Here is a 19,445-nt window from a genome sequence, read left to right on the forward strand (position 1 = left end):
AAAAGTGCAAGCCTGAGACGAAGGGCTGCTTTTATGCTAACCCCGTGTTTGCTCTAATTATTGCCGGCTGCACGCCATATAACATTTTGTTTAGCGTTTATCGTATACGGAGCACATCTATTGCACTTTAAGTAGTGGCTGAAAATCAGCTCGAGAACAAAAATGGCGCCGCCAGAGTATGGTGTTTGTCTGCTTTCAAAATTAAAATTCAGGCTTCCGGAAAGTTGGTTCAAAATTTGGAACCAGTTCTGATGCCACAAAACCTTTAAAATTATGTATAAAAAAATAGTAACCTTTTCTGTTGCTGTCGCCATGCTGGTAAGCTGCACTACGGTGCCGCTAACAGGCCGCCGACAGCTGAACCTGGTGTCTGATGCTGAGATGCAGCAGCAGAGCTATGCCGCATACAACCAGTTTCTGAGCGAAAACAAGATATCTAACGATGCGCAGGCGACCGCCATGGTAAAGCGTGTAGGCAAGCGCATTGAAAATGCCGTGGAACAATACATGGCCCAGAATAATATGTCGGACGAACTGGCTGGCTTTGATTGGGAATTTAACCTGGTGCAGGACGACCAAGTGAACGCCTTTGCTATGGCTGGTGGAAAAACGGTGGTGTATACGGGGCTTTTACCGGTTGCGCAGAATGAGACCGGCCTTGCCGTGGTAATGGGGCACGAGATTGCCCACGCTATTGCCAAGCACGGTAACGAGCGGATGAGCCAGATGCTGGCCCAGCAGTTCGGTGGCCAAACGCTGTCGGCGCTGGCCGGCACGCAGCCCGGAGCTGCCGCTAACCTGCTGCTGGCTGCCTATGGCGTAGGCTCGCAGCTGGGTCTTTTAAAGTATAACCGTACGCAGGAGTCTGAAGCCGATAAGCTGGGGCTGGTGTTTATGGCCATGGCCGGCTACGACCCGCAGAAAGCAATTCCTTTCTGGGAGCGCATGCAGCAAAGTGGCGGACAGGAGCCGCCGGAGTTCTTGTCTACTCACCCAAGCTCCAGCACCCGTATCAAAGACCTGCAAAACTTTATGCCGGAAGCCCTGAAGTATTATAAACCCAAATAAGGTATAAACCACTATATGTCCCATCTCGCCCTGAGTAAGCGCCGGCTTTTTACGTTAGCCCCGCCCCGCCTGTTGTTTGCCCTTGTGCTGTTGCTGCTGACAGCAGCCTGTACCCGCCGGGAATCTATCCCGGAGGAGAGTCAGACGGACCCTAACGAGAAGCCGGCCGAGCGGTATGATGGCAAGTTGCTGGCCCAGGTGGTATTCGATAGTGTTGATTACATTGTGCCGCGTCAGGAGTTGTTGCAGCCGTTTATCCGCGAGTTTGGCGATGGCACAGTAGTGGACAAAGTGATGATCCGGAAGGTGCAGGAAAGCAAAGAAGATTCTGCTGCTTACTACCTGGTTGGGCTCGGAATGCGCAACGGCGCTTTTCATTCGATGGCTCTGGAACTGGATATTGCCTCCAACAACAGCTTATACCTGAGCAGCAAGTCGACCAAGCATATTTGCGAAGCAGCGCCCGGGTGTGACTTCTGCTACTTTACCTTCTCGGGCAACAAAGTAACCGGGTGCGAGTGCTCGTCGCGGGCGCCTGGCAACAACTGCGTGCATAAAACCAGCGGCACCAACGAACTGCTGAAAGGGGTGCAACTAAGTAATAGCCGGAAAGATAAAAAGTAGCACCTATCTTATACTATAAACAGCAAGGGCAGCCATTAATGGCTGCCCTTGCTGTTTATAGTATAAAATGCGTTTCACGGGTAAAGCCAGTTGGACTACTGTATACTAGGACAGCTGCACTTTGCGCAGGCGGATGCGGGTCAGCACTTTTTTGGTGTACAGCGGAAAGTCGCCTTTCATCATCCAGTCGTAGTAGCTGGGTTCTTTTTGCAGTACCTCTTCTACAGGCACGTTTTTATACTTGCCGAAGTTGAAAACCTCCTGCCCGGTGTTGTTATACACGATGCGGCCTGAGAGGTCGGCAGTTTTCTGCACCGTAAACTTATGCAGCACCTCCATATCGTTCTGAATCGGGTATACTTCCACGCCTTCGGTAAGTTCCAGTGGCGTTTGCTGGTAGCGGTCCAGCTGGCCCATTAGAATGTGGTAGGTCGCCACGGTATCAGCCTCGGCACTGTGGGCATTCTCCAGCTTCTTATCGCAGTAAAAGCGGTAAGCTGCTGTTAGCGTGCGCTGCTCCATCATATGAAAGATCTTGCACGCATCCACTATGTGGCGGTTTTCGATGTCGAAGTCGATGTCGCAGCGCAGGAACTCCTCGGCCAGCAGCGGAATATCGAAGCGCAGCAGGTTATACCCACCCAGGTCACATCCTTTCAGAAACTGGTCAACCTCGTGGGCCAGCTGCTTAAAAGTTGGCGCATCCTTGATGTCATCAGCATAGATCTTATGGATCATACTTGACTCCAGCGGAATGGGAATAGTAGGGTTGATGCGGCGCGTTTTCAGGACTTCTTCGCCATTCGGCAGTACCTTCAACATGCTGATCTCCACGATGCGGTCTTTGCAAATGTCAGTGCCGGTGGTTTCCAGGTCAAAAAAAACGATAGGGCGCTTGAGGTGTAATTTCATGTGGCGATAAGTATAAAGGTTACAGAACCGCCTTCGTCAGCGCCTCCAGGTTGATGTTGTTATAGGTGCCGGAGCTCATCAGCAGCAGGTTGGTGTGCTGCCAGTGGCGGCCGGTCAGGTGCTGCTGCAGCGCCTCGGAGTCGGTAAAGACCTGCAGGCGCAGGTTGCGGAACGCCTCGCGCAGCTCCTGCTCGGTCAGCATCTCCATGCGCTTGTGCTCCACGGTTTTGGGGCTGAAGTATACGATGGGCTCGTCGGCCGCGTCCAGCGCGCCGGCGTACTGTGGCAGAAAGCTGCGGTTCAGGCTGCTGAACGTGTGCAGTTCCAGCACCGCCACTAATTCGCGCTGCGGAAACTGTGCCTTAACAGCTTCTGTAGTGGCTTTTACCTTGGAAGGTGCATGGGCAAAATCCCGGAACACAACGGCGGTAGCGCTCTCCCCCAGCTTCTCCAGGCGCTTGGCGGCGCCTTTGAAAGTTTTGAGGGCTTCATAAAAGTCATGCGCTTTCACCCCAATTTTTTTGCATACTTCTTTGGCAGCATTGATGTTGCGCAGGTTGTGCTCGCCAAAAAGCTGGATCTCAATATCGCCGTCCTTCTTGGTATGCAGGATCGTTTTACCATTTTTGATCGTGTGGTCGTGCACGCCGTAGCCAATGTAGGCAATGTCGGTGGGGTTACGCGGCACTGCTGCCAGCAGCACCTGCTCGTCATCTTTGTTATAGATGAGGGTACCGGCTTTAGGCGTCATCTCGGCAAAAATACGAAACTGCTCCCGGTACAGGTCCGGGTCTGGGAATACGTTGATGTGGTCCCAGCTGATGCCGCTGATCACGCCGATATGGTGATGATACAAGTGAAATTTAGGCACACGTTTGACAGGGTCGGAGAGGTATTCGTCTCCCTCGATGATGATCACCGGGGCATCGTCGGTGAGCTTTACCATGCGGTCGAAGCCCTCCAGTTGCGCTCCCACGGCATAGTCGAACTTGCGGCCGAGGTGCCGGAGCACATGCATGATGATGGACGTAATAGTGGTTTTGCCATGGCTGCCTCCGATTACGATGCGCTGCTTGTCGCGGCTCTGCTCATAAATGAATTCAGGGAAGGAATAGATTGGTAGCCCCAGTTCCTGGGCGCGCAGCAGCTCCGGGTTGTCCGGCCGGGCATGCATCCCCAGAATCACCGCATCAAGGCCGGCATCGATCTTCTCCGGAAACCAGCCTTCATGGGCCGGTAAAATGCCGGCAGCAGCCAGCCTGCTTTTCGCAGGTTCAAATATCTCGTCGTCCGAGCCTGTCACCTGCAGGCCTTTGTCGTGCAGCGCCAGCGCGAGGTTGTGCATAATGCTTCCCCCGACGGCAATCAGGTGGATACGTTTAAATTCCTTCTTCTCCATTAGCCAGGCAATTTGTTCAATCAGGCAAAGTTAGAAGACCTTGCCGAATATAAAATAGCCCGGGTGTATTATGTGGAAAGTTTGTGGATATGTGCTGCTGGGTTGTTGATATCCTGTTTATTGCTGCTGTACAAGTGTTAAGATACGGGTGGGCAAGTTTTAAAAACATTTTTCGGGCGCGGCATCTATAACGGTATATCTTTGTGCATATGGAGGAGATGAAAATGAACGTGCGCCCGATGGGCAACCGCAACGGGTGGCAGAAAAAGGCACCTGCGGTGTCGGAGTTGGGTAAGAAGCCGCCACAGGCCCTGGACCTGGAGGAGGCTGTGCTGGGCGCGCTGATGCTGGAGAAGGATGCGCTGACCACAGTAATTGATATTCTGCGCCCGCAAAGCTTTTACAAAGAGGCGCACCAGCGCATTTTTAAAGCCATATTGGGGCTGTTCGATAAATCGGAGCCGATCGACATTCTGACGGTAACGCATGAACTGCGCGAGAACGGCGAACTCGAGCTGGCCGGCGGCGCTTATTACGTCACGCAACTGACCACGCGCGTTAACTCGGCAGCCAACATCGAGTACCACGCCCGCATCATCACGGAAAACTCCATCAAGCGCGACCTGATTTCCATTTCCTCAGAAGTGCTTTCCAGTGCTTTTGAAGATACCACCGACGTATTTGAGCTGCTGGACAAGACAGAAGCCAAGCTCTACGAAGTATCGGAGTCTAACATCCGCAAGAACTTTGACGACATGCGCTCGCTCATGCACCAGGCCATTAAGGAACTGGAGGAGAAGCGCAAGCAGGCCGACGGCCTGACCGGAGTACCCAGCGGCCTGGTGGCGCTGGACCGCGTGACCTCCGGCTGGCAGAAATCGGACCTTGTTATACTTGCCGCCCGCCCGGCGATGGGTAAAACCGCTTTCGTGCTCTCGTGCATGCGCAATGCTGCCGTTGATTTCAACAAAGGTGTGGCGATCTTCTCATTGGAGATGTCTTCGCTGCAGCTGGTGAATCGCCTGATCTCGTCGGAAGCAGAGCTGGATTCAGAAAAGATCAAAAAGGGCAGCCTCGAAGAATATGAGTGGGCACAGCTCAACCACAAAATAGCCAAACTGACCGAAGCGCCTATTTTTATTGATGATACGCCGGGCCTTTCTATTCGGGAGCTGCGCACCAAGTGCCGCCGCCTGAAGGCGCAGTATGATATCCAGATGATCATCATTGACTACCTGCAGCTGATGAGCGGCAATGCCGAGGGCAAGTCCAATGGTAACCGGGAGCAGGAGATCGCCTCCATTTCGCGGGCGATGAAGATGCTGGCCAAAGAGCTGAACGTGCCGGTGATCGCCCTGTCGCAGCTGAGCCGCGCCGTGGAAACCCGTGGTGGCGACAAGCGCCCGCAGCTATCCGACTTGCGTGAATCCGGTTCCATCGAGCAGGATGCGGACATGGTGCTCTTCCTATACCGTCCGGAATACTATGGTATTACGGAAGACGAAATGGGCAACCCGACAGCCGGAGTGGGAGAGGTGATCATTGCCAAGCACCGGAACGGTTCGCTGGAGAATGTGCAGCTCAAGTTCATCGGCAAGTATACCAAGTTCACCAACCTCGACCACGATTTTGGCGGCGATGCGATGGGCGGCTTCAACGCACTGCCTAACAGCACCTTTGATGCGGATGCCCCGGGCTCTATTCGCTTAGGCAGCCGCATGAATGATGGCAGCAATAGCGGAGGTGGCTTCCCGACATCTAAATTTGACGAAGAACCACCGTTTTAATTAAATCATCTAAAGTAAGCCAAGGGAAAAGCCGCTGCCACACAATGCAGTGGCTTTTTGCTGTTAGGGCGTTTCGGTATAGCAGTACCTCTGGCAGCTATTGCAGCGCACCGGGGTAAACTAGAGCTGAAAACGGCTGCGGTCATTTGCTTTCGGGAAAAGCAGGTAATCGAGGCTATACATGCCCGGGCCGATAAACAGCAGCGACAAGAACAGTACAGCCGCTTCCAGGGCATGCGAGTAGCCGTTGAAATCGTCGCCCTGCGACAAGGTGCGTGGTGATAGCCACCAGCATGGTAAGCAGCAGCAAGAGGCAAAAAGGCCGGAAAAGCAGCCCCAGCAACAGCATCAGGCCACCGGCTGCTTCTGAAAAACCAGCCATAAAGCCCCAGAAAGTGGGTGCAAACGTAACCCCCGTTACCTGCATGGCTTGCCCGATCTGCGCCCAGTGCTCGGGGCCACCTGCCAGCTTTGGAAAGCCGTGCAGGATAAAAGCCACGCCAACACCTAGCCGGAGGATTAATAGCCCGGTATCCTGATACTTGTAATGCGCCTGAAGTATAGCCATGAAAGCAATAATAGGTATTTATACGTAGTATTGCAAAAAGCTAATACACTAAAATAGCTTTTACCCGAGTGCTGGCCGGCACGTCGGCAGGTGTGAGGCTGGCAAGCTTGTGCTGGGGCAGCTGGCTTTGGTCAAGCACGAACGACAGACCGGCGGCTTTGGATACGGCCACAAAGTTGCCTTCGCCGGTGCTCACGTAGCTGATAGGGTAGGCCTGCTGCACCTGCTGATACGTTGATCCGATGCGGATGTCTTTTGCTGTTTTATACTGCGCGTTGCGAACTGTTATGCGCCATACATGGCACGTCGGTTCACAGGCTTGCTCTACCAGAATACCTTCCGTTGCGTTTTGCGCGCGCAACAGGTAAGCGGTAGCAGCGTTGCCTTCCTGCAGCAGGGTGGTATCGGCAATGGCTAACCCGGCAGGTACCTGCTGGCGTAAGTCTGTTATCGGCATGCCGATGCGCACCGCACCTACATGGCCTTTGTCAATCCTGAAATTTGATGGTGCAGGGGCTGCAGCTGGGGTCATTTCTGCGCTTTCCGGCGCTTCCCTCTGTACAGGGTGGTCGTCGTGCTGTGAGAGGCAGGCAGCCATACTTACGCCCAGCAATACTGCGTAAAGTACGTTCTTAAGAAGGGATGTAATTTTCATAGTTCGTGGATTTATGCTTAAACCTTGTGGCGCAGCAGCAGGTTGTAGTATATTAGCACGAAAAGAGAAATCGTTTATTTTATTCTACATCAACAAAAATTATAATGGCAAAACCATTAATCTTAGTATCTAACGACGATGGCATTACCGCACCCGGGATCCGCATGTTGGTAGAAGTGGCCATGAAGGTAGGAGACGTAGTAGTGGTAGCACCCGACAGCCCGCAATCGGGCATGGGGCATGCCATCACCATTGGCAATACTTTGCGGTTAGACCGGTCTATTGCGCTGGAGGACTTGGGCGTGGAGGCATACGAATGTTCCGGCACGCCGGCCGACTGTGTGAAACTGGCCAAGCACCATGTGCTGAAAGAGCGGCGCCCCGACCTGGTGGTGAGCGGCATCAACCACGGCTCTAACTCCAGTATCAGTGTGCTTTACTCCGGCACCATGTCAGCGGCTATTGAGGCAGCTATAGAAGGATTGCCCGCCATCGGTTTTTCGCTCTGCGACTATGGCCATGACGCGGATTTTTCGCATATTCCCGGCTTTGTAGAGCAGATCATCCGACAGGCCATAGCCAACGAAATACCGGAAGGCACCGCGCTGAATGTGAATTTCCCGAAGAAGAGCGCTGAGCCGATTAAAGGAATCAAAATATGCCGGCAGGCGCAGGCCAAGTGGCAGGAGGAGTTTGACGAGCGCCTGGACCCGCACAACCGCAAGTACTACTGGATGACGGGCAGCTTCGTAAACTTCGACAAAGGCGAGGACACCGACGAGTGGGCGCTGGTGAACAACTATATTTCTGTGGTGCCGTGCCAGTTCGACATGACGGCCCACCATGTGATCGCCAGCCTGAACGAGGGGTGGGAGTTTTAGTTTATACTTTGCCCTACATAAAAATGCCCTGCTGAACACCATCAGCAGGGCATTTTTATATTTGGTGGCAGGGTTATTAAAAGTATACCGGCATGGTGTACTGTACCTTTACTTTTTGCCCATCCTTCATGGCCGGCAGCCAGTTGCCTTCGGTAAGCTTTGCCAGCCGCAGCGCCTCCTGGTACAGGGCGGGCTCTACACGGCTTTTGATACGGTAGTCGCTCAGAGACCCGTCTTCGTTGATCACAAAAGAAACCAACACGGCACCATTTTTCGTGCCTTTCCGGGGATACCTCGCGTTCTTTTTCATAAACGTCTTAAAAGCCGCTGCGCCCCCTTTGTACTCGGGCATGGTTTCGGGTGCGTTGCCATCGGGTTTAGGCTGGCCAAACTTAACGGGCAGAGTAAACCGCACCGGCACCTGCTTCCCGTCTTGCACACCCGGCGTCCATTTGCCGTCCATGGCTTTTACAGCGTTTACGCTGGCCGCATCCAGTGCAGGGGCCAGGCTCTTGATCACACGCGCACTGTCAATGGTGCCGTCCTTATCCACAATAAAGCTGAGCACTACCACGCCCTCGGGCTGCGTGTTGGAGTAAGTCACTTTAGAACCGATAAACTGCATCATGGCGCCCATGCCACCCGCAAACACCGGCATCTGGTCCACATATTCATGCACCTTTTCGCCAGTGTTAGCTTGCTGCTGGGCAATGGCGGGCGCTGTGGCTAGTGTGGCCGCAAAAAGGATAGCGGGAGGAAAAAGGTTGTTGTTTATATAAGATTGTTTCAAAGCTTAAAGATAGCAGGTGTTTTATATTTCTGATAGAACATACTTACCTATACCTTGTCACGACCACGTCGGCGGGTTGTGCCACGCCGGCCCTTGTCTGCTGCTGCTCTGTTTCCCTGACAAAGCGGATGTGCATGTGCCGCACGGTGGTAACAGGCGCACCGTTCACTTTACCTGCTTGCCAGTTGCCCTTGGTCAGGTCCAGCACCCGGAAAATCTCACCTGTTATACTTTTATCTTCGGCTGCAGCCATCGGAGCCAGCATTTTGCCGGTCTTGTCGATTACCAGCGTCACCTGCACATCGCCTTCAAAATCGGTGCTGGTGGGATAGCGCAGGTTTTTGGCGATGTGCTTCTCCAGTGGCCCATCCTTTAGCTGTGGCTTCACGTCTACCTCTTCATATTGATAGGCACTTTTCTTCGCTTCCTGTTTTACAGGCGGCACTAGAGAGGAACCCCCGCTTTCTGCCTCAGAGCCTAGGAACTGGATGGGGAGCACCATCTCTGCGGCCACAGGCTGCCCGTTCCTGGTGGCGGGCTGCCATTGGCCGGAGGTGGCTTTAACAGCTGCTGCGGCGGCCTCTGCCAGCCTAGCCAGCACGGTTTTGTTCTGCAGGTTAAAGGTGGAGGCATCCATATAGTCAAGTTTAGCGTCAGGCCCCACAGTTTTCTTCAGCTTGGTGTGCGCCAGTTTAATGTTGGAGACACTGCCATCTTTCTCTACCGTAAACTTCACCACCACACGCGCGTTCAGGTGCTCCTGGGTTGCTTCTTCCGGCATCTTCAGGTGCTTTGTTATCGTCTGCAGCATGGCCTGCTGTCCGCCTTTAAACTGTGGCTGCCTATCTGGTGCTGCTACATCGACAGGGGCAGCTTTCATGGCAAAGCGGATGGGCAAGGTATAAATAACAGGTACTGCCTTGCCATTTTGCATGCCAGGCTGCCATTTTCCGTCCATCATCTTGATCACGCGTATCGCTTCCGCATCGGTACTGTTGCTAAGCGACTTTACAACTTTCGGGTTGCTCAAGGAGCCGTTGGCATCTACTACAAAGCTTAGCACCACCAGCCCCTCTACACCTGCCTCCTTGGCATCTTCAGGATACCGGATGTTGGTGCCCAGGAACTTCATCATTTCCTGCACGCCCCCTTTAAAAGTTGGCATCTGCTCCACGTAAGAATAAGGTTTGTCTGATTTCTGCGCAGAAGCCGTAGGTGCGGTGGCGAGCATCGCCATACTGAAGAGCGCTGTTGCGGTTAGTTGTTTAAAGATGTTTTTCATAATGTGTAGGTTTTATAGTTACAAAAAGGCAATAGGTATCCTGTATCAGCCCGAAATGAGCTGAAAAAGGTGTTAAAGCAAGGATGAATTATACTTTACCTGATGGCGAAGCGGATGGGCATGGTATACCGCACTGGGACAGCTTTTCCGTTCTGGCGGCCGGGGCTCCACTTACCTTTCATCATTTTAACCACGCGGATGGCTTCCTCGTCGGTGCCATCGCCAAGGGGCTTCAGCACCGAGATGTCGTGCAGGCTGCCGTCCTTCTCCACCACAAAGCTCAGCACTACCAGGCCCTTAATGCCGGCTTCCTGCGCCTGCTTTGGATAGCGGATGTTCTTGGCCAGGAATTTCATCATTTCCGTTTCCCCGCCCTCAAACTGCGGCATCTGCTCCACGTAAGTATAGGGCTTTTCTTTAGAGGGTATCTCCTCTGCAGAAGGAACAATTAGATCGGCCTGTACCGATGCTTCAGAGGAAGCGGAGTTGATACTCTGGTTTTCTGCCGTGGCCTGCTGCCGGGCAAGTATAAATGCCAGGCCTGCCAGCAGGGGTAAAGTAAGGAGCGGACGCAGCCAGCCGGGTTTCTGCCCCTGGCGCTGCAGCATGTGCAGGCGCTTGAGCACCTGCGGTTTAGTGAAGTGGCTGCCCACCGGAAGTCCCATATTTAGAAGCGCTTCCCTGGAGAGCAGCGAAGTATAGTTCTGAGGTTGGTGCTGCTTTACCACAGCGGCGTCGGCCTGGTACTCGTGCACATCGCGCAGCTCCTCCTTCAGTAGCCAGATAGCCGGATGAAACCAAAGTATAGCCGAAAGCAGCTCGTAAAACAGCACATCCCAGGTATGGCCAAACTGCACGTGGGCCAGCTCATGGGCCAGCACCTGTTCCTGCTCCGGCTTACTCAGGTGCTGCTGCTGGCTCAGAAAAATGCTCTTTCCGAAGGCAAAAGTAGGGTAGGGGCTGTCCAGCAAGTATACTTGAGCATGGTCGGTTGCTGTGGCTGGAGTAGCGGTGGCTTTCGTCTGCTGTATCAGCCAGAGCTGCCGCACCAGCTTCACCAGGATGGCCGCCATGCCTGCAAAGTAAAGCACAGGAAGGATGGTGATAAGGGTGGAAGCTACCCCTGTTGCCGCCGCAGACGCTGGTCGGTAGGCGGTTACGACCACCTCGCTGAGCCGCACGGCCTTTAGCGTCTCCGAAACGGCTGTTTCCGGGGCAAGTATGGCCGGCCAGGTAAGCAGCGGTAACAGCAGCGCCACCAAAGGGCTTAGCAGCAGGTACAGCCTGTTAAAGCCGAAACTGTTGTGGCGGCGCAGCACCAGAAAGTAGAACAGGTACAGTGCCAGCAGACCAATGCCGGCCTTTATCGCGTAATTAAGCATTGCTTCCATCGGGAGTGTCGTTTTCGTCCAGATCTTGTTTTACGTGCCGCATCAGCTGGTCTAGTTCGTTTACGTTCAGGTTGTTGTCCTTGGCAAAGAACGAGACCAGTTTCGCAAATGAGCCGCTGAAGTAGCCGCTCATAAAGTTCTTCAGAAAGAAGCTCTTATACTTGTCCTGCGGTATGAGCGCGTAGTACTGGTGCGATTTGCCAAAAGCCTCGTGGGCCACAAAACCTTTGGTTTCTAGTATCCGCACAATAGTGGAAACCGTGTTATAGGCGGGTTTTGGCTCCGGCAGTTGGTCGAGGATGTCGCGCACAAAGGCCCGCTCTAACTGCCACAGCACCTGCATGATCTCTTCTTCCGCTTTCGTTAGTTCTTTCATGATAGTCTGTTGCTCAGGATAGTTTTAGTAAATATACAACTAAATACTTAGTTTATAAACTAAAGGTTTAGTTGTATGGCAGATAAATAAAAAAGGCTCCTGGTCGGGGAGCCTTTTTTAGGATAAGTATGGCTTAGTAGCCGGGGTTCTGCTCCATGTTAGGGTTGGCGTATAACTCCCGCTGTGGAATAGGAAATACCAGTTTATCGGAGTTAAACGGCAATGATCCGATGCTTTCCTTGGTGCGCTTGGCATCGAACAGGAAGAAACCGCCTTCAAAGGCAAGCTCTAATTTTCGCTGCTGCAGCACATCTTCCAAGGATACCGTGGTTGCCGGAGCCAGCCCTGCTCCGACTCTTATCTTGTTGATGTCGTTCAGAGGAGTGTCGCCAATAGTCGTGTTCATTCTGAGGTTTGCCTCTGCCCGGTTCAGGTACATTTCTGCCAGTCTAATCACCCGAATGTTGCCGTAGAGATTGTTAAACTTTCCGGTTCTGGTGGAGCTGCCATCCATGTAGAAAAGGTCCGCACGCTCGTCCTTGTTGCTATACTGGTTCACAAAGTTAGATTTGATTTCGATGTCCCCCCGTCCGCCATAGTCGGCAGAGGCATAGAACTCATTTAAGCTGTTGGTGCCTTGCTGTGGCGTAACCTGGAAGGCGAAAATGTCCTCAGAAGTATTATCCACGTGAACTGCGCCTGGAAAAGGGAATTCATCAGAATAATTCTCCACCAGCTCATATTGGTCAGAACTGATCACATTGGTAGCTTCTGTAGCAGCATTCTCATAATCGCCTTTTTGCAAATACACCCGCGACAGAATGGCGGCGGCGGCATATTTATTCGCAAAAAAACTGTTGGAAGCTGGCAGCAGTGCTTCGGCATCGTTCAGGTCCGATAATACCTGCTCGTAAACAGCCGCTACGGACGCTCTGGTATGGTTAGAGTTTTCATCCACCACCAGTGTTGGCGTAAGCACCAGTGGCACACCAAGGTTTGCATTAGGGTCGCCGTCGCTCCAGGCTTTACCAAAGAGGCGCACCAGATCAAAATAGATCAGGCCTCGCAGGAACTTTGCCTCTCCTTCCACCCGATCCTTCTCAGCCTCATCCACCTTGTCGATGTTGGCAAGCACGTTGTTCAATTGGTTGATCGCCTGGTATGCATCAATCCAGAGGTCGGTAACGAAGGTATTATTCGGTGGAATTGTCTGGCTATAGATCTGGGTTAGGCCTGTATAAGTGCCGCCCCAAGCAATGGCATTCTGACCAGCTAACAGATCGGGTTCCAGGTAAATTCTTCCTCCATACAGGTCTTCATCTTCCAATCTGTTATAAGCACCTATCAGGGCGCTTTGCACATCCTGTGATGTGAGCAGCGCCTCGCTTTGTTCGATTGAATTAGAGGGGCTTATATCTAATTTTTTATCGCAGGCACTGAGCGTAGCGGCCAGGCTGATGCCCAGCGCCGTTATATACTTATAGTTGAATCGTTTCATGGATGTAGCTTTTAAGATTTAGAACCCAACGTTAACGCCAAAAGTAACCGTGCGTGGCTGCGGAGCTGAGTAGAAGTCTACTCCCAAATTGATATTCGAAGCCTGGTAGTCAGCATTTACCTCCGGGTCCCATCCGTCGTAGTTCGTGATCAGGAACAGGTTGTAAGCATTCATAAATAAGCGGGCATTCTCCATTTTGAGTTTGCTTACCCAGGTCTTTGGCAGGTTGTAACCTACTGAAAAAGTCTTCAGGCGAACATAGGCTCCATCTGACAGGTAACGGCTGGAGGGGCTCACCCCATTGCCATAAAACATACGGGGCTCCGGAATATCGGTAACATCGCCCGGCTTGTCCCAGTAGTTGATCTGATCGGAGGTCTGGTTGTCAAAACCATTGCTGCCATTGGCGCTCATGTACTGACCACCTCCGTTGTAGATCTTGTTGCCGGTTACTGCCTGGAAAGTAAAGGACAGGTCGAAGCCTTTAAAGGTGAAGCTATTCGTCAGGCCACCGATATAATTTGGCGTTGGGCTACCAAGTATAACGTCTTCTGCCGCGCTATAATCAGCGGTCGTGGTACGGTCAACACTGCCGTCTGCATTTTTGGTGTTGAGGTAGTATAGCGCATCGCCATTGGCCGGATCCACACCTGCATACTCCTTGCCAAAGAACACACCGATGGGCTGTCCTTCAATAACACGGTTCAGGTCGTTGGTACCCAAAACCTGACCTTGTATGTCTGTTACTTTGTTTATATTATAGGAGAAATTCAGGTTAGTAGACCAGCCAAAGGCACCCACCAGGTTCTGAGAAGTTATAGAAACCTCATAACCCTGGTTGTAGAGTTTGCCCAGGTTGCGCAGTTGCGTGGCAAAGCCGGAAGTTGCCGGTACGTTTACGTTCAGCAGCAGGTCTTTGGTGTTTTTGCGGTAATAGTCGAAGGAACCGGAAATGCGGTTATTCAGAAAGCCGAAGTCCAGACCTAGGTCCAACTGGGCCGTTGATTCCCACTTCAGGTTCGGGTTGGCAATCTGCGTGATGCGCTGGCCGGCAACGCCGTTGTAACCTGCATCACCGGTAAATAAGCCAAGAGAAGCAAAGTTGCCTACTTCGGCGTTACCAGTCAGGCCATAACTTCCTCTAACCTTCAGCATCGATAAAGAGCTGACGCCTTTCAAAAATTCTTCTTCAGAGATCATCCAGCCCAATGAACCGGCCGGGAAGAAGCCCCAGCGGTTGTCCTTGCCAAAGCGGGAAGAGGCATCTGCACGCATGCTGGCCGAGATGAAGTATTTATTTCTGAAGTTATAGTTGCCGCGGCCAAAGTATGACAAGAAACTATACCCTGTTTGCGTAGAAGAGCCTGCCGAAATCTGCGCTGCGGAACCTACTTGCTTGTAAGCATCAGATGGAAATTGCTGCCCTTGTACATCGTTTGTGTTAATCTTGGCCTCCTGGTAACTCATACCCACAGTTGCCTCCAGCGAATGATCTTCATTGAAGGTGTTGTTGTACGTGAAGTAGTTGTTGGTATTATAGTTTAATACCTGGGTATAAGCATTTTCACCAAATCCATTTGGTGTGCCAGAGTTTCTGAAAGTAAGGCGGCCGTAGTAGCTTTCCTCGTTCTGGTTCAGCTGGTCGATGCCAAACTCAGAGCGGAACGCTAAGGCTTCTGTAAACTTCAGCTCTCCGTAAACGTTGCCAATCGTTCTATAAACATTTGTCTGGTACGAGGCATTGTCAAGGCTTAGCAGGGGGTTGTAGTAAACCGGATAGTTGGAGGCTTCGCCCGGAAGGCTACCACTCAACAAACCTGTTCTTGGATCAATGATCGGTGTGATAGGCGACAGGGCCACAATCTGCATCGGAGTAGAGAAAGCATTATCGTTAGATACACGGTCGTTCACTGTTTTGGCGAAGCTCAGGTTCACGCCTACATTCAGGATACTGTTCAATTTGTTGTCCAGGTTAACACGCCCGGTGTATCGTTTGAAGGCGTTGCCGATCAGAATACCGGTTTGATCCAGGTATTGCCCGCTGATGTAATACCGGGTATTTTCGTTTCCACCTGATATATTCAGATCATACTGCGACTGTGGTGCTTGCTGGAAGGCTTCTTTTTCCCAATCGGTGTTTACTGCGCCGGTCTGCCAATCCTGGTTGCCGGCTGAGTAACGGGTTAAACGGCTGTCTACATAAGACATATAATCATCCTGCGCATCTTGTAATGTTTCGTAGTACCCGGCGGCATAGTCCTGTGCTGCCGCTCCCATCGCTGCGCGTTGCTCCAGTTGCACATATTGATCTGCATTCAGGAAATCACGGTGGCGTGATGCTTTGCTGGTGCCCCATTGTGCCGAAAAATTTATTCTGGAAGCACCTGCTTTGCCTTTCTTGGTCGTAATGATCACTACACCATTAGAGCCCCGGGCACCGTAAATGGCCGCTGCAGAGGCATCTTTCAGCACTTCTATGGAAGCCACATCGTTAAAGTTGATATCGGCAAGAGGGTTGGTGCCGGCAGATGTGCCGGAGAGGTTGTCAGAAGTGATCGGAATCCCGTCTACTACGTAAAGTGGTTGGCTGTTTGCGGACAGGGAGGAGGTACCACGAACGCGCACCTGAATGCCTTGTCCCAGTTTGCCATTGTTAGACTGGATGAACACACCGGCAGCTTTTCCCTGTATGGCCTGCTCCACAGAAGTTACAGGGGTTTCGCTCACATCTTTTGATGTTAAGGAAGCGATAGAACCCGTTACGCTACGCTTCTCCTGTGTACCATAGCCTACCACTACCACCTCTTCAAGTTGCTTCTGGTCGGTACGTAGCTGCACATTAATCGTGGAGCGTCCGTTTACAGGAATTTCCTGCGTTTCCATCCCAATAAAACTGAAGACTAAAGTAGCGTTAGGCTGTACCGTTACATTGTATTCTCCGTTTATTCCGGTCGTCAAACCGTTCGTGGTGCCCTTTTCAAGCACTGTAACACCTGGTAGTGAGGAGCCATCGGAGGCTGACGTTACCCGACCTGAAACAGCTTGAGTCTGCGCCCAGACGCTATTCAGGAGCGCAAAGAACAGCAGAAAACTGAGTAGTAATTTTCCTGTCATAGTATTGTATTTAGTGTTATAAAGAAATCAAACTGAACTAACTGGAAAGAAGGTATGATCAAGCCCAGGAGTGCACTGGCTTGTGCTGCCCCTTGCATACAAGAAGGCCTGCCTATAAATATGCCTTATACGGGAATTATGAAAGGAGGTGCTGGTCAATCTACTGTTATGGAGGCGTTTATAATAGTAAGAATTGAAAAGCTTTGTATCGGATGTGGAAATACTGACAGCGCAAGCGTGCCCGCCGCACTTAGAGAATAGCGGTGCAGCCTTACCCATTGGCAGCAGGTAAAGCCAGCAAAAGCGTCTTAGTGCCGGTTGGCCTATACCTATACTTTGGTTCTACAGCCGAAGTATGGTACGGCCGCCGGCGTACTAATGAGATGCACCGGGCAACATGTCTTTGAAGATCGTTTGCTGGATTGCAGACCACTCCGTTTCCAGGATGCTGTAGTAGATAGTATCGCGGCGGCGGCCGTCGTGCATTAAAGTATGGCTGCGTAGGATGCCTTCTTCAGTGGCTCCCAACTTGAGCATGGCCTTGCGGGAGCGCGTGTTCAGCACGTCTGTTTTCAGTTCCACGCGTGCGCAGTGCAGTACCTCAAAGGCATATTGTAGCAGCAGGAATTTGCAGTGGTGGTTCAGGCCGCTTCCCCGGTAGGCTTTGCCCAACCATGTCCAGCCGATCTCGAGGCGTTTGTCGGTTGCCGAGATGTTGCCATAGCTTGTGCTGCCGGCCAGTTGGCCAGTGGCTTTGTCCTCAATTACAAAAGTATAGCGGCTTGCATTCCGGCGTGCTGCCAAAGCTTCCTTTGCCCACTGCTGCAGGTCTGCTTCGCTGGTTAGGCAGGTTACAGTATAACGCCAGGTGTCCTCATCGAAAGCAATCGCACGCAGTTGCTCCAGGTCAGCCGGGTTGAACGGGCGGAGCAACACGCGGGCATCTTCCAATACAATATTTTGTTTAAAATCCATCGTTTTATTCTCGTTAACGTAGCAGAACCAATAACAGCGGCAAACAGGAACCCTGCACTCTGTGTGCATTTATAGCAGCAAACATTGAAGATGTAGTTTAAACATACATATAAGGCGAATTAGCCTATTTTTATATAGCCTTATTCCAGCATCTACAACCCTAACAGCGTCTCCTACGTTCTACCTAACAATTTAGGATGTAATTATCAATATATAGACGCAAATTCTTACAACAGTACGTGCATCATTTGAAAGAAAGAAAGGCATTGGTAAGTGGTGGGGCATCAGGCATAGGCCAGGCCATAGCCACCCGACTTGCACAGGCAGAAGTAGCCACCGCCGTGGCCGACCTCCAGGTGCCGGACAGCCTTCCTGCCTCCGTTTGTTCTTTCCGATGCAACGTAAGTGCTGCCCCTGATGTGGACGCGCTCTTTGCAGGCGTACACCAGAAACTGGGAACACCCGACATACTTGTTTGCAGTGCCGGCCAGGGCATTCATGAAAAGCTTACCGAAGGAGATCCCGCCAAGTGGCAACGTGTGATCGAAACAAACCTGCTGGGCACGCTGCGCCTGATCCGGGCCTTTGTGCCGGGTATGCTGGAGGCCGGGCAGGGCGATGTGGTTCTGATCTCTTCTGTTTCGGCAGGGCAGGCCTATACGTATGGTGGCGTGTATGCGGCCACCAAAGCAGCGCTGGAGGTAATCGCCGAAACGTTGCGCCTGGAAGTGTTGCCAACAGTGCGGGTAACCGTGGTGTCGCCAGGAGTAACGGACACTGCCTTTTTCAAAAATACCATTTCAGGATTTCACACAGCAGCTGACCTTGGCTATGGCGCGCTTACGCCGGAAAATGTGGCAGCAGCAGTGCTTTTTGCGTTGCAGCAACCGCCGGATGTTTCAGTAAACCACGTCACACTACGGCCCACAGCGCAACCCTTTTAACATTTTGCTCAACCTTACATACAACAACAGACTATGGATAAGAAAGTTTTAATAACGGGAGGCGCAGGGTTTATTGGTTCTCACCTGGCAGACGAATTGATCAAGCACGGCTACAGTGTGCGAGCGCTGGACAACCTGAGCGAGCAGGTACACGGCAAAGACTGCAAACGCCCCGAATACCTGCACGACGAGGTAGAACTGCAGGTAGGCGACGTGCGCAACCCGCAAGATGTAGCGCGCGCGCTGGAAGGTGTGGACTATGTGTTCCATTTTGCTGCCATGGTAGGTGTAGGGCAGAGCATGTATGAGATCAGGGAGTATACTGATGTTAATAATATCGGCACAGCGGTGCTGCTGGAAGCCCTGATCAAACACCCGGTGAAAAAGTTGGTGGTGGCCAGCAGCATGAGCATCTACGGCGAAGGCCTTTACCAGAACCCGGATGGTGCACTGGAAACAGTGCAGGAACGGCCGCTGGAGCAACTTAAAAATGGCGACTGGGAGCTGCACGACGTCCAGGGGAATACGCTACTACCTATCCCGACGCCGGAATCCAAGATCCCTTCGCTTTCATCGGTTTACGCACTGTCCAAGTATGATCAGGAGCGTTTGTGCCTGATGGTGGGCCGCGCGTATAATATTCCGACAGTGGCCATGCGTTTCTTTAATGTGTATGGTACCCGCCAGGCACTGTCGAACCCCTATACCGGGGTGCTGGCGATATTCGCCTCCCGCTTGTTGAACAACAATTCGCCGATGATATTTGAAGATGGCTTTCAGCAGCGCGATTTTGTGCATGTGCGCGATGTGGCGTTGGCTTGCCGCCTGGCTATGGAAAAAGACGAAGCGACAGGCAAGGTCTTTAACGTGGGCAGCGGCAACAACTATACGATTCGTGAAATTGGCGAACGGCTGGCTACAGTCATGGACAAGCAGCACCTGCTGCCCGAGATCACAGGCAAGTATAGGGTAGGCGATATCCGCCATTGCTATGCCGACATATCGCTGGCCAATGAGGTGTTGGGCTTTTACCCGCAGGTAGACTTCAACAATGGGCTGGAAGAACTGGCGAACTGGCTGGAAGGGCAGATTGCCTACGACCGCGTAAGCGAAGCCAGCGCTGAACTGGCTGCCCGTGGCCTGACAGTATAACAGAACAGCACCCGCACCATTTTTAATCA

17 protein-coding genes are annotated in these 19,445 nt (G+C 52.2%); 6 read left to right on the forward strand and 11 right to left on the reverse strand.

Annotation, left to right across the window (positions count from 1 at the left end; genetic code table 11):
- The first annotated feature begins 273 nt into the window (after positions 1 to 273).
- Both ABDW72_RS10325 and ABDW72_RS10330 read left to right on the forward strand, forming a co-directional pair.
- Positions 274 to 1,068, forward strand: coding sequence for a M48 family metallopeptidase (locus tag ABDW72_RS10325; protein WP_347158475.1), 795 nt, complete (start codon positions 274 to 276; stop codon positions 1,066 to 1,068).
- A gap of 15 nt (positions 1,069 to 1,083) precedes the next feature.
- Positions 1,084 to 1,692: a hypothetical protein gene (locus tag ABDW72_RS10330; protein WP_347158476.1), complete on the forward strand. Its 609-nt coding sequence runs from the start codon at positions 1,084 to 1,086 to the stop codon at positions 1,690 to 1,692.
- A 105-nt stretch (positions 1,693 to 1,797) separates the two neighbouring features.
- On the opposite strand, the gene ABDW72_RS10335 is transcribed toward ABDW72_RS10330, so the two are convergent.
- Both ABDW72_RS10335 and ABDW72_RS10340 read right to left on the reverse strand, forming a co-directional pair.
- Positions 1,798 to 2,604, reverse strand: a complete 807-nt coding sequence (locus tag ABDW72_RS10335) for an exonuclease domain-containing protein (RefSeq protein ID WP_347158477.1) — start codon at positions 2,602 to 2,604, stop codon at positions 1,798 to 1,800.
- Positions 2,605 to 2,623: 19 nt separating this feature from the next.
- Positions 2,624 to 4,003, reverse strand: coding sequence for a UDP-N-acetylmuramate--L-alanine ligase (locus ABDW72_RS10340; protein WP_347158478.1), 1,380 nt, complete (start codon positions 4,001 to 4,003; stop codon positions 2,624 to 2,626).
- Positions 4,004 to 4,242: 239 nt separating this feature from the next.
- Between ABDW72_RS10340 and dnaB the strand changes: the two genes are divergently transcribed.
- Positions 4,243 to 5,790, forward strand: coding sequence for a replicative DNA helicase (gene dnaB / locus ABDW72_RS10345; protein ID WP_347158585.1), 1,548 nt, complete (start codon positions 4,243 to 4,245; stop codon positions 5,788 to 5,790).
- A gap of 175 nt (positions 5,791 to 5,965) precedes the next feature.
- Here dnaB and ABDW72_RS10350 read toward each other — a convergent pair whose 3' ends face one another.
- Positions 5,966 to 6,358, reverse strand: coding sequence for a DoxX family protein (locus ABDW72_RS10350; RefSeq protein WP_347158479.1), 393 nt, complete (start codon positions 6,356 to 6,358; stop codon positions 5,966 to 5,968).
- 40 nt (positions 6,359 to 6,398) lie between these two features.
- On the reverse strand, positions 6,399 to 7,013 hold the full coding sequence (locus ABDW72_RS10355) for a mechanosensitive ion channel protein MscS (protein ID WP_347158480.1): 615 nt from the start codon (positions 7,011 to 7,013) through the stop codon (positions 6,399 to 6,401).
- Positions 7,014 to 7,117: 104 nt separating this feature from the next.
- Between ABDW72_RS10355 and surE the strand changes: the two genes are divergently transcribed.
- Complete coding sequence (surE, locus tag ABDW72_RS10360) at positions 7,118 to 7,894, forward strand: 5'/3'-nucleotidase SurE (RefSeq protein ID WP_347158482.1); 777 nt, start codon at positions 7,118 to 7,120, stop codon at positions 7,892 to 7,894.
- Between the two features lie 76 nt (positions 7,895 to 7,970).
- On the opposite strand, the gene ABDW72_RS10365 is transcribed toward surE, so the two are convergent.
- The 7 genes from ABDW72_RS10365 to ABDW72_RS10395 all read right to left on the reverse strand — a co-directional run bounded on the left by ABDW72_RS10365 (position 7,971) and on the right by ABDW72_RS10395 (position 17,320).
- Positions 7,971 to 8,684, reverse strand: a complete 714-nt coding sequence (locus ABDW72_RS10365; RefSeq protein ID WP_347158483.1) for a TonB family protein — start codon at positions 8,682 to 8,684, stop codon at positions 7,971 to 7,973.
- A 43-nt stretch (positions 8,685 to 8,727) separates the two neighbouring features.
- On the reverse strand, positions 8,728 to 9,966 hold the full coding sequence (locus ABDW72_RS10370) for a TonB family protein (RefSeq protein ID WP_347158484.1): 1,239 nt from the start codon (positions 9,964 to 9,966) through the stop codon (positions 8,728 to 8,730).
- A gap of 95 nt (positions 9,967 to 10,061) precedes the next feature.
- Positions 10,062 to 11,357: a TonB family protein gene (locus ABDW72_RS10375; protein ID WP_347158485.1), complete on the reverse strand. Its 1,296-nt coding sequence runs from the start codon at positions 11,355 to 11,357 to the stop codon at positions 10,062 to 10,064.
- Positions 11,341 to 11,733, reverse strand: a complete 393-nt coding sequence (locus ABDW72_RS10380) for a BlaI/MecI/CopY family transcriptional regulator (RefSeq protein ID WP_347158486.1) — start codon at positions 11,731 to 11,733, stop codon at positions 11,341 to 11,343. Before ABDW72_RS10380 ends, ABDW72_RS10375 begins: the two co-directional genes overlap by 17 nt.
- Positions 11,734 to 11,866: 133 nt before the next feature.
- Positions 11,867 to 13,231: a RagB/SusD family nutrient uptake outer membrane protein gene (locus ABDW72_RS10385; RefSeq protein WP_347158487.1), complete on the reverse strand. Its 1,365-nt coding sequence runs from the start codon at positions 13,229 to 13,231 to the stop codon at positions 11,867 to 11,869.
- An 18-nt stretch (positions 13,232 to 13,249) separates the two neighbouring features.
- Positions 13,250 to 16,345 carry a SusC/RagA family TonB-linked outer membrane protein gene (locus ABDW72_RS10390; protein WP_347158488.1) on the reverse strand — a complete coding sequence of 1,032 codons (3,096 nt, stop codon included), beginning with the start codon at positions 16,343 to 16,345 and terminating at the stop codon, positions 13,250 to 13,252.
- Between the two features lie 375 nt (positions 16,346 to 16,720).
- On the reverse strand, positions 16,721 to 17,320 hold the full coding sequence (locus ABDW72_RS10395) for a GNAT family N-acetyltransferase (RefSeq protein ID WP_347158489.1): 600 nt from the start codon (positions 17,318 to 17,320) through the stop codon (positions 16,721 to 16,723).
- Positions 17,321 to 17,568: 248 nt separating this feature from the next.
- On the opposite strand from ABDW72_RS10395, the gene ABDW72_RS10400 reads away from it, so the two are divergent.
- Positions 17,569 to 18,264: an SDR family oxidoreductase gene (locus ABDW72_RS10400; protein ID WP_347158490.1), complete on the forward strand. Its 696-nt coding sequence runs from the start codon at positions 17,569 to 17,571 to the stop codon at positions 18,262 to 18,264.
- A gap of 33 nt (positions 18,265 to 18,297) precedes the next feature.
- The gene (locus tag ABDW72_RS10405; RefSeq protein ID WP_347158491.1) at positions 18,298 to 19,416 is read left to right on the forward strand and encodes an NAD-dependent epimerase/dehydratase family protein; all 1,119 of its coding nucleotides are present in this window, start codon (positions 18,298 to 18,300) and stop codon (positions 19,414 to 19,416) included.
- Positions 19,417 to 19,445 lie beyond the last annotated feature (29 nt).

It is taken from the genome of Pontibacter chitinilyticus, from assembly GCF_039748935.1.
Lineage (GTDB): Bacteria > Bacteroidota > Bacteroidia > Cytophagales > Hymenobacteraceae > Pontibacter > Pontibacter chitinilyticus.

What these genes read in the sequence shown, in the direction of transcription:
- ABDW72_RS10325 (WP_347158475.1), top strand. Translation starts at nt 274, where the DNA reads ATGTATAAAAAAATAGTAACCTTTTCTGTTGCTGTCGCCATGCTGGTA.
- ABDW72_RS10330 (WP_347158476.1), top strand. Translation starts at nt 1,084, where the DNA reads ATGTCCCATCTCGCCCTGAGTAAGCGCCGGCTTTTTACGTTAGCCCCG.
- ABDW72_RS10335 (WP_347158477.1), bottom strand. Translation starts at nt 2,604, where the DNA reads ATGAAATTACACCTCAAGCGCCCTATCGTTTTTTTTGACCTGGAAACC.
- ABDW72_RS10340 (WP_347158478.1), bottom strand. Translation starts at nt 4,003, where the DNA reads ATGGAGAAGAAGGAATTTAAACGTATCCACCTGATTGCCGTCGGGGGA.
- dnaB (WP_347158585.1), top strand. Translation starts at nt 4,243, where the DNA reads ATGGGCAACCGCAACGGGTGGCAGAAAAAGGCACCTGCGGTGTCGGAG.
- ABDW72_RS10350 (WP_347158479.1), bottom strand. Translation starts at nt 6,358, where the DNA reads ATGGCTATACTTCAGGCGCATTACAAGTATCAGGATACCGGGCTATTA.
- ABDW72_RS10355 (WP_347158480.1), bottom strand. Translation starts at nt 7,013, where the DNA reads ATGAAAATTACATCCCTTCTTAAGAACGTACTTTACGCAGTATTGCTG.
- surE (WP_347158482.1), top strand. Translation starts at nt 7,118, where the DNA reads ATGGCAAAACCATTAATCTTAGTATCTAACGACGATGGCATTACCGCA.
- ABDW72_RS10370 (WP_347158484.1), bottom strand. Translation starts at nt 9,966, where the DNA reads ATGAAAAACATCTTTAAACAACTAACCGCAACAGCGCTCTTCAGTATG.
- ABDW72_RS10375 (WP_347158485.1), bottom strand. Translation starts at nt 11,357, where the DNA reads ATGGAAGCAATGCTTAATTACGCGATAAAGGCCGGCATTGGTCTGCTG.
- ABDW72_RS10380 (WP_347158486.1), bottom strand. Translation starts at nt 11,733, where the DNA reads ATGAAAGAACTAACGAAAGCGGAAGAAGAGATCATGCAGGTGCTGTGG.
- ABDW72_RS10385 (WP_347158487.1), bottom strand. Translation starts at nt 13,231, where the DNA reads ATGAAACGATTCAACTATAAGTATATAACGGCGCTGGGCATCAGCCTG.
- ABDW72_RS10390 (WP_347158488.1), bottom strand. Translation starts at nt 16,345, where the DNA reads ATGACAGGAAAATTACTACTCAGTTTTCTGCTGTTCTTTGCGCTCCTG.
- ABDW72_RS10395 (WP_347158489.1), bottom strand. Translation starts at nt 17,320, where the DNA reads ATGGATTTTAAACAAAATATTGTATTGGAAGATGCCCGCGTGTTGCTC.
- ABDW72_RS10405 (WP_347158491.1), top strand. Translation starts at nt 18,298, where the DNA reads ATGGATAAGAAAGTTTTAATAACGGGAGGCGCAGGGTTTATTGGTTCT.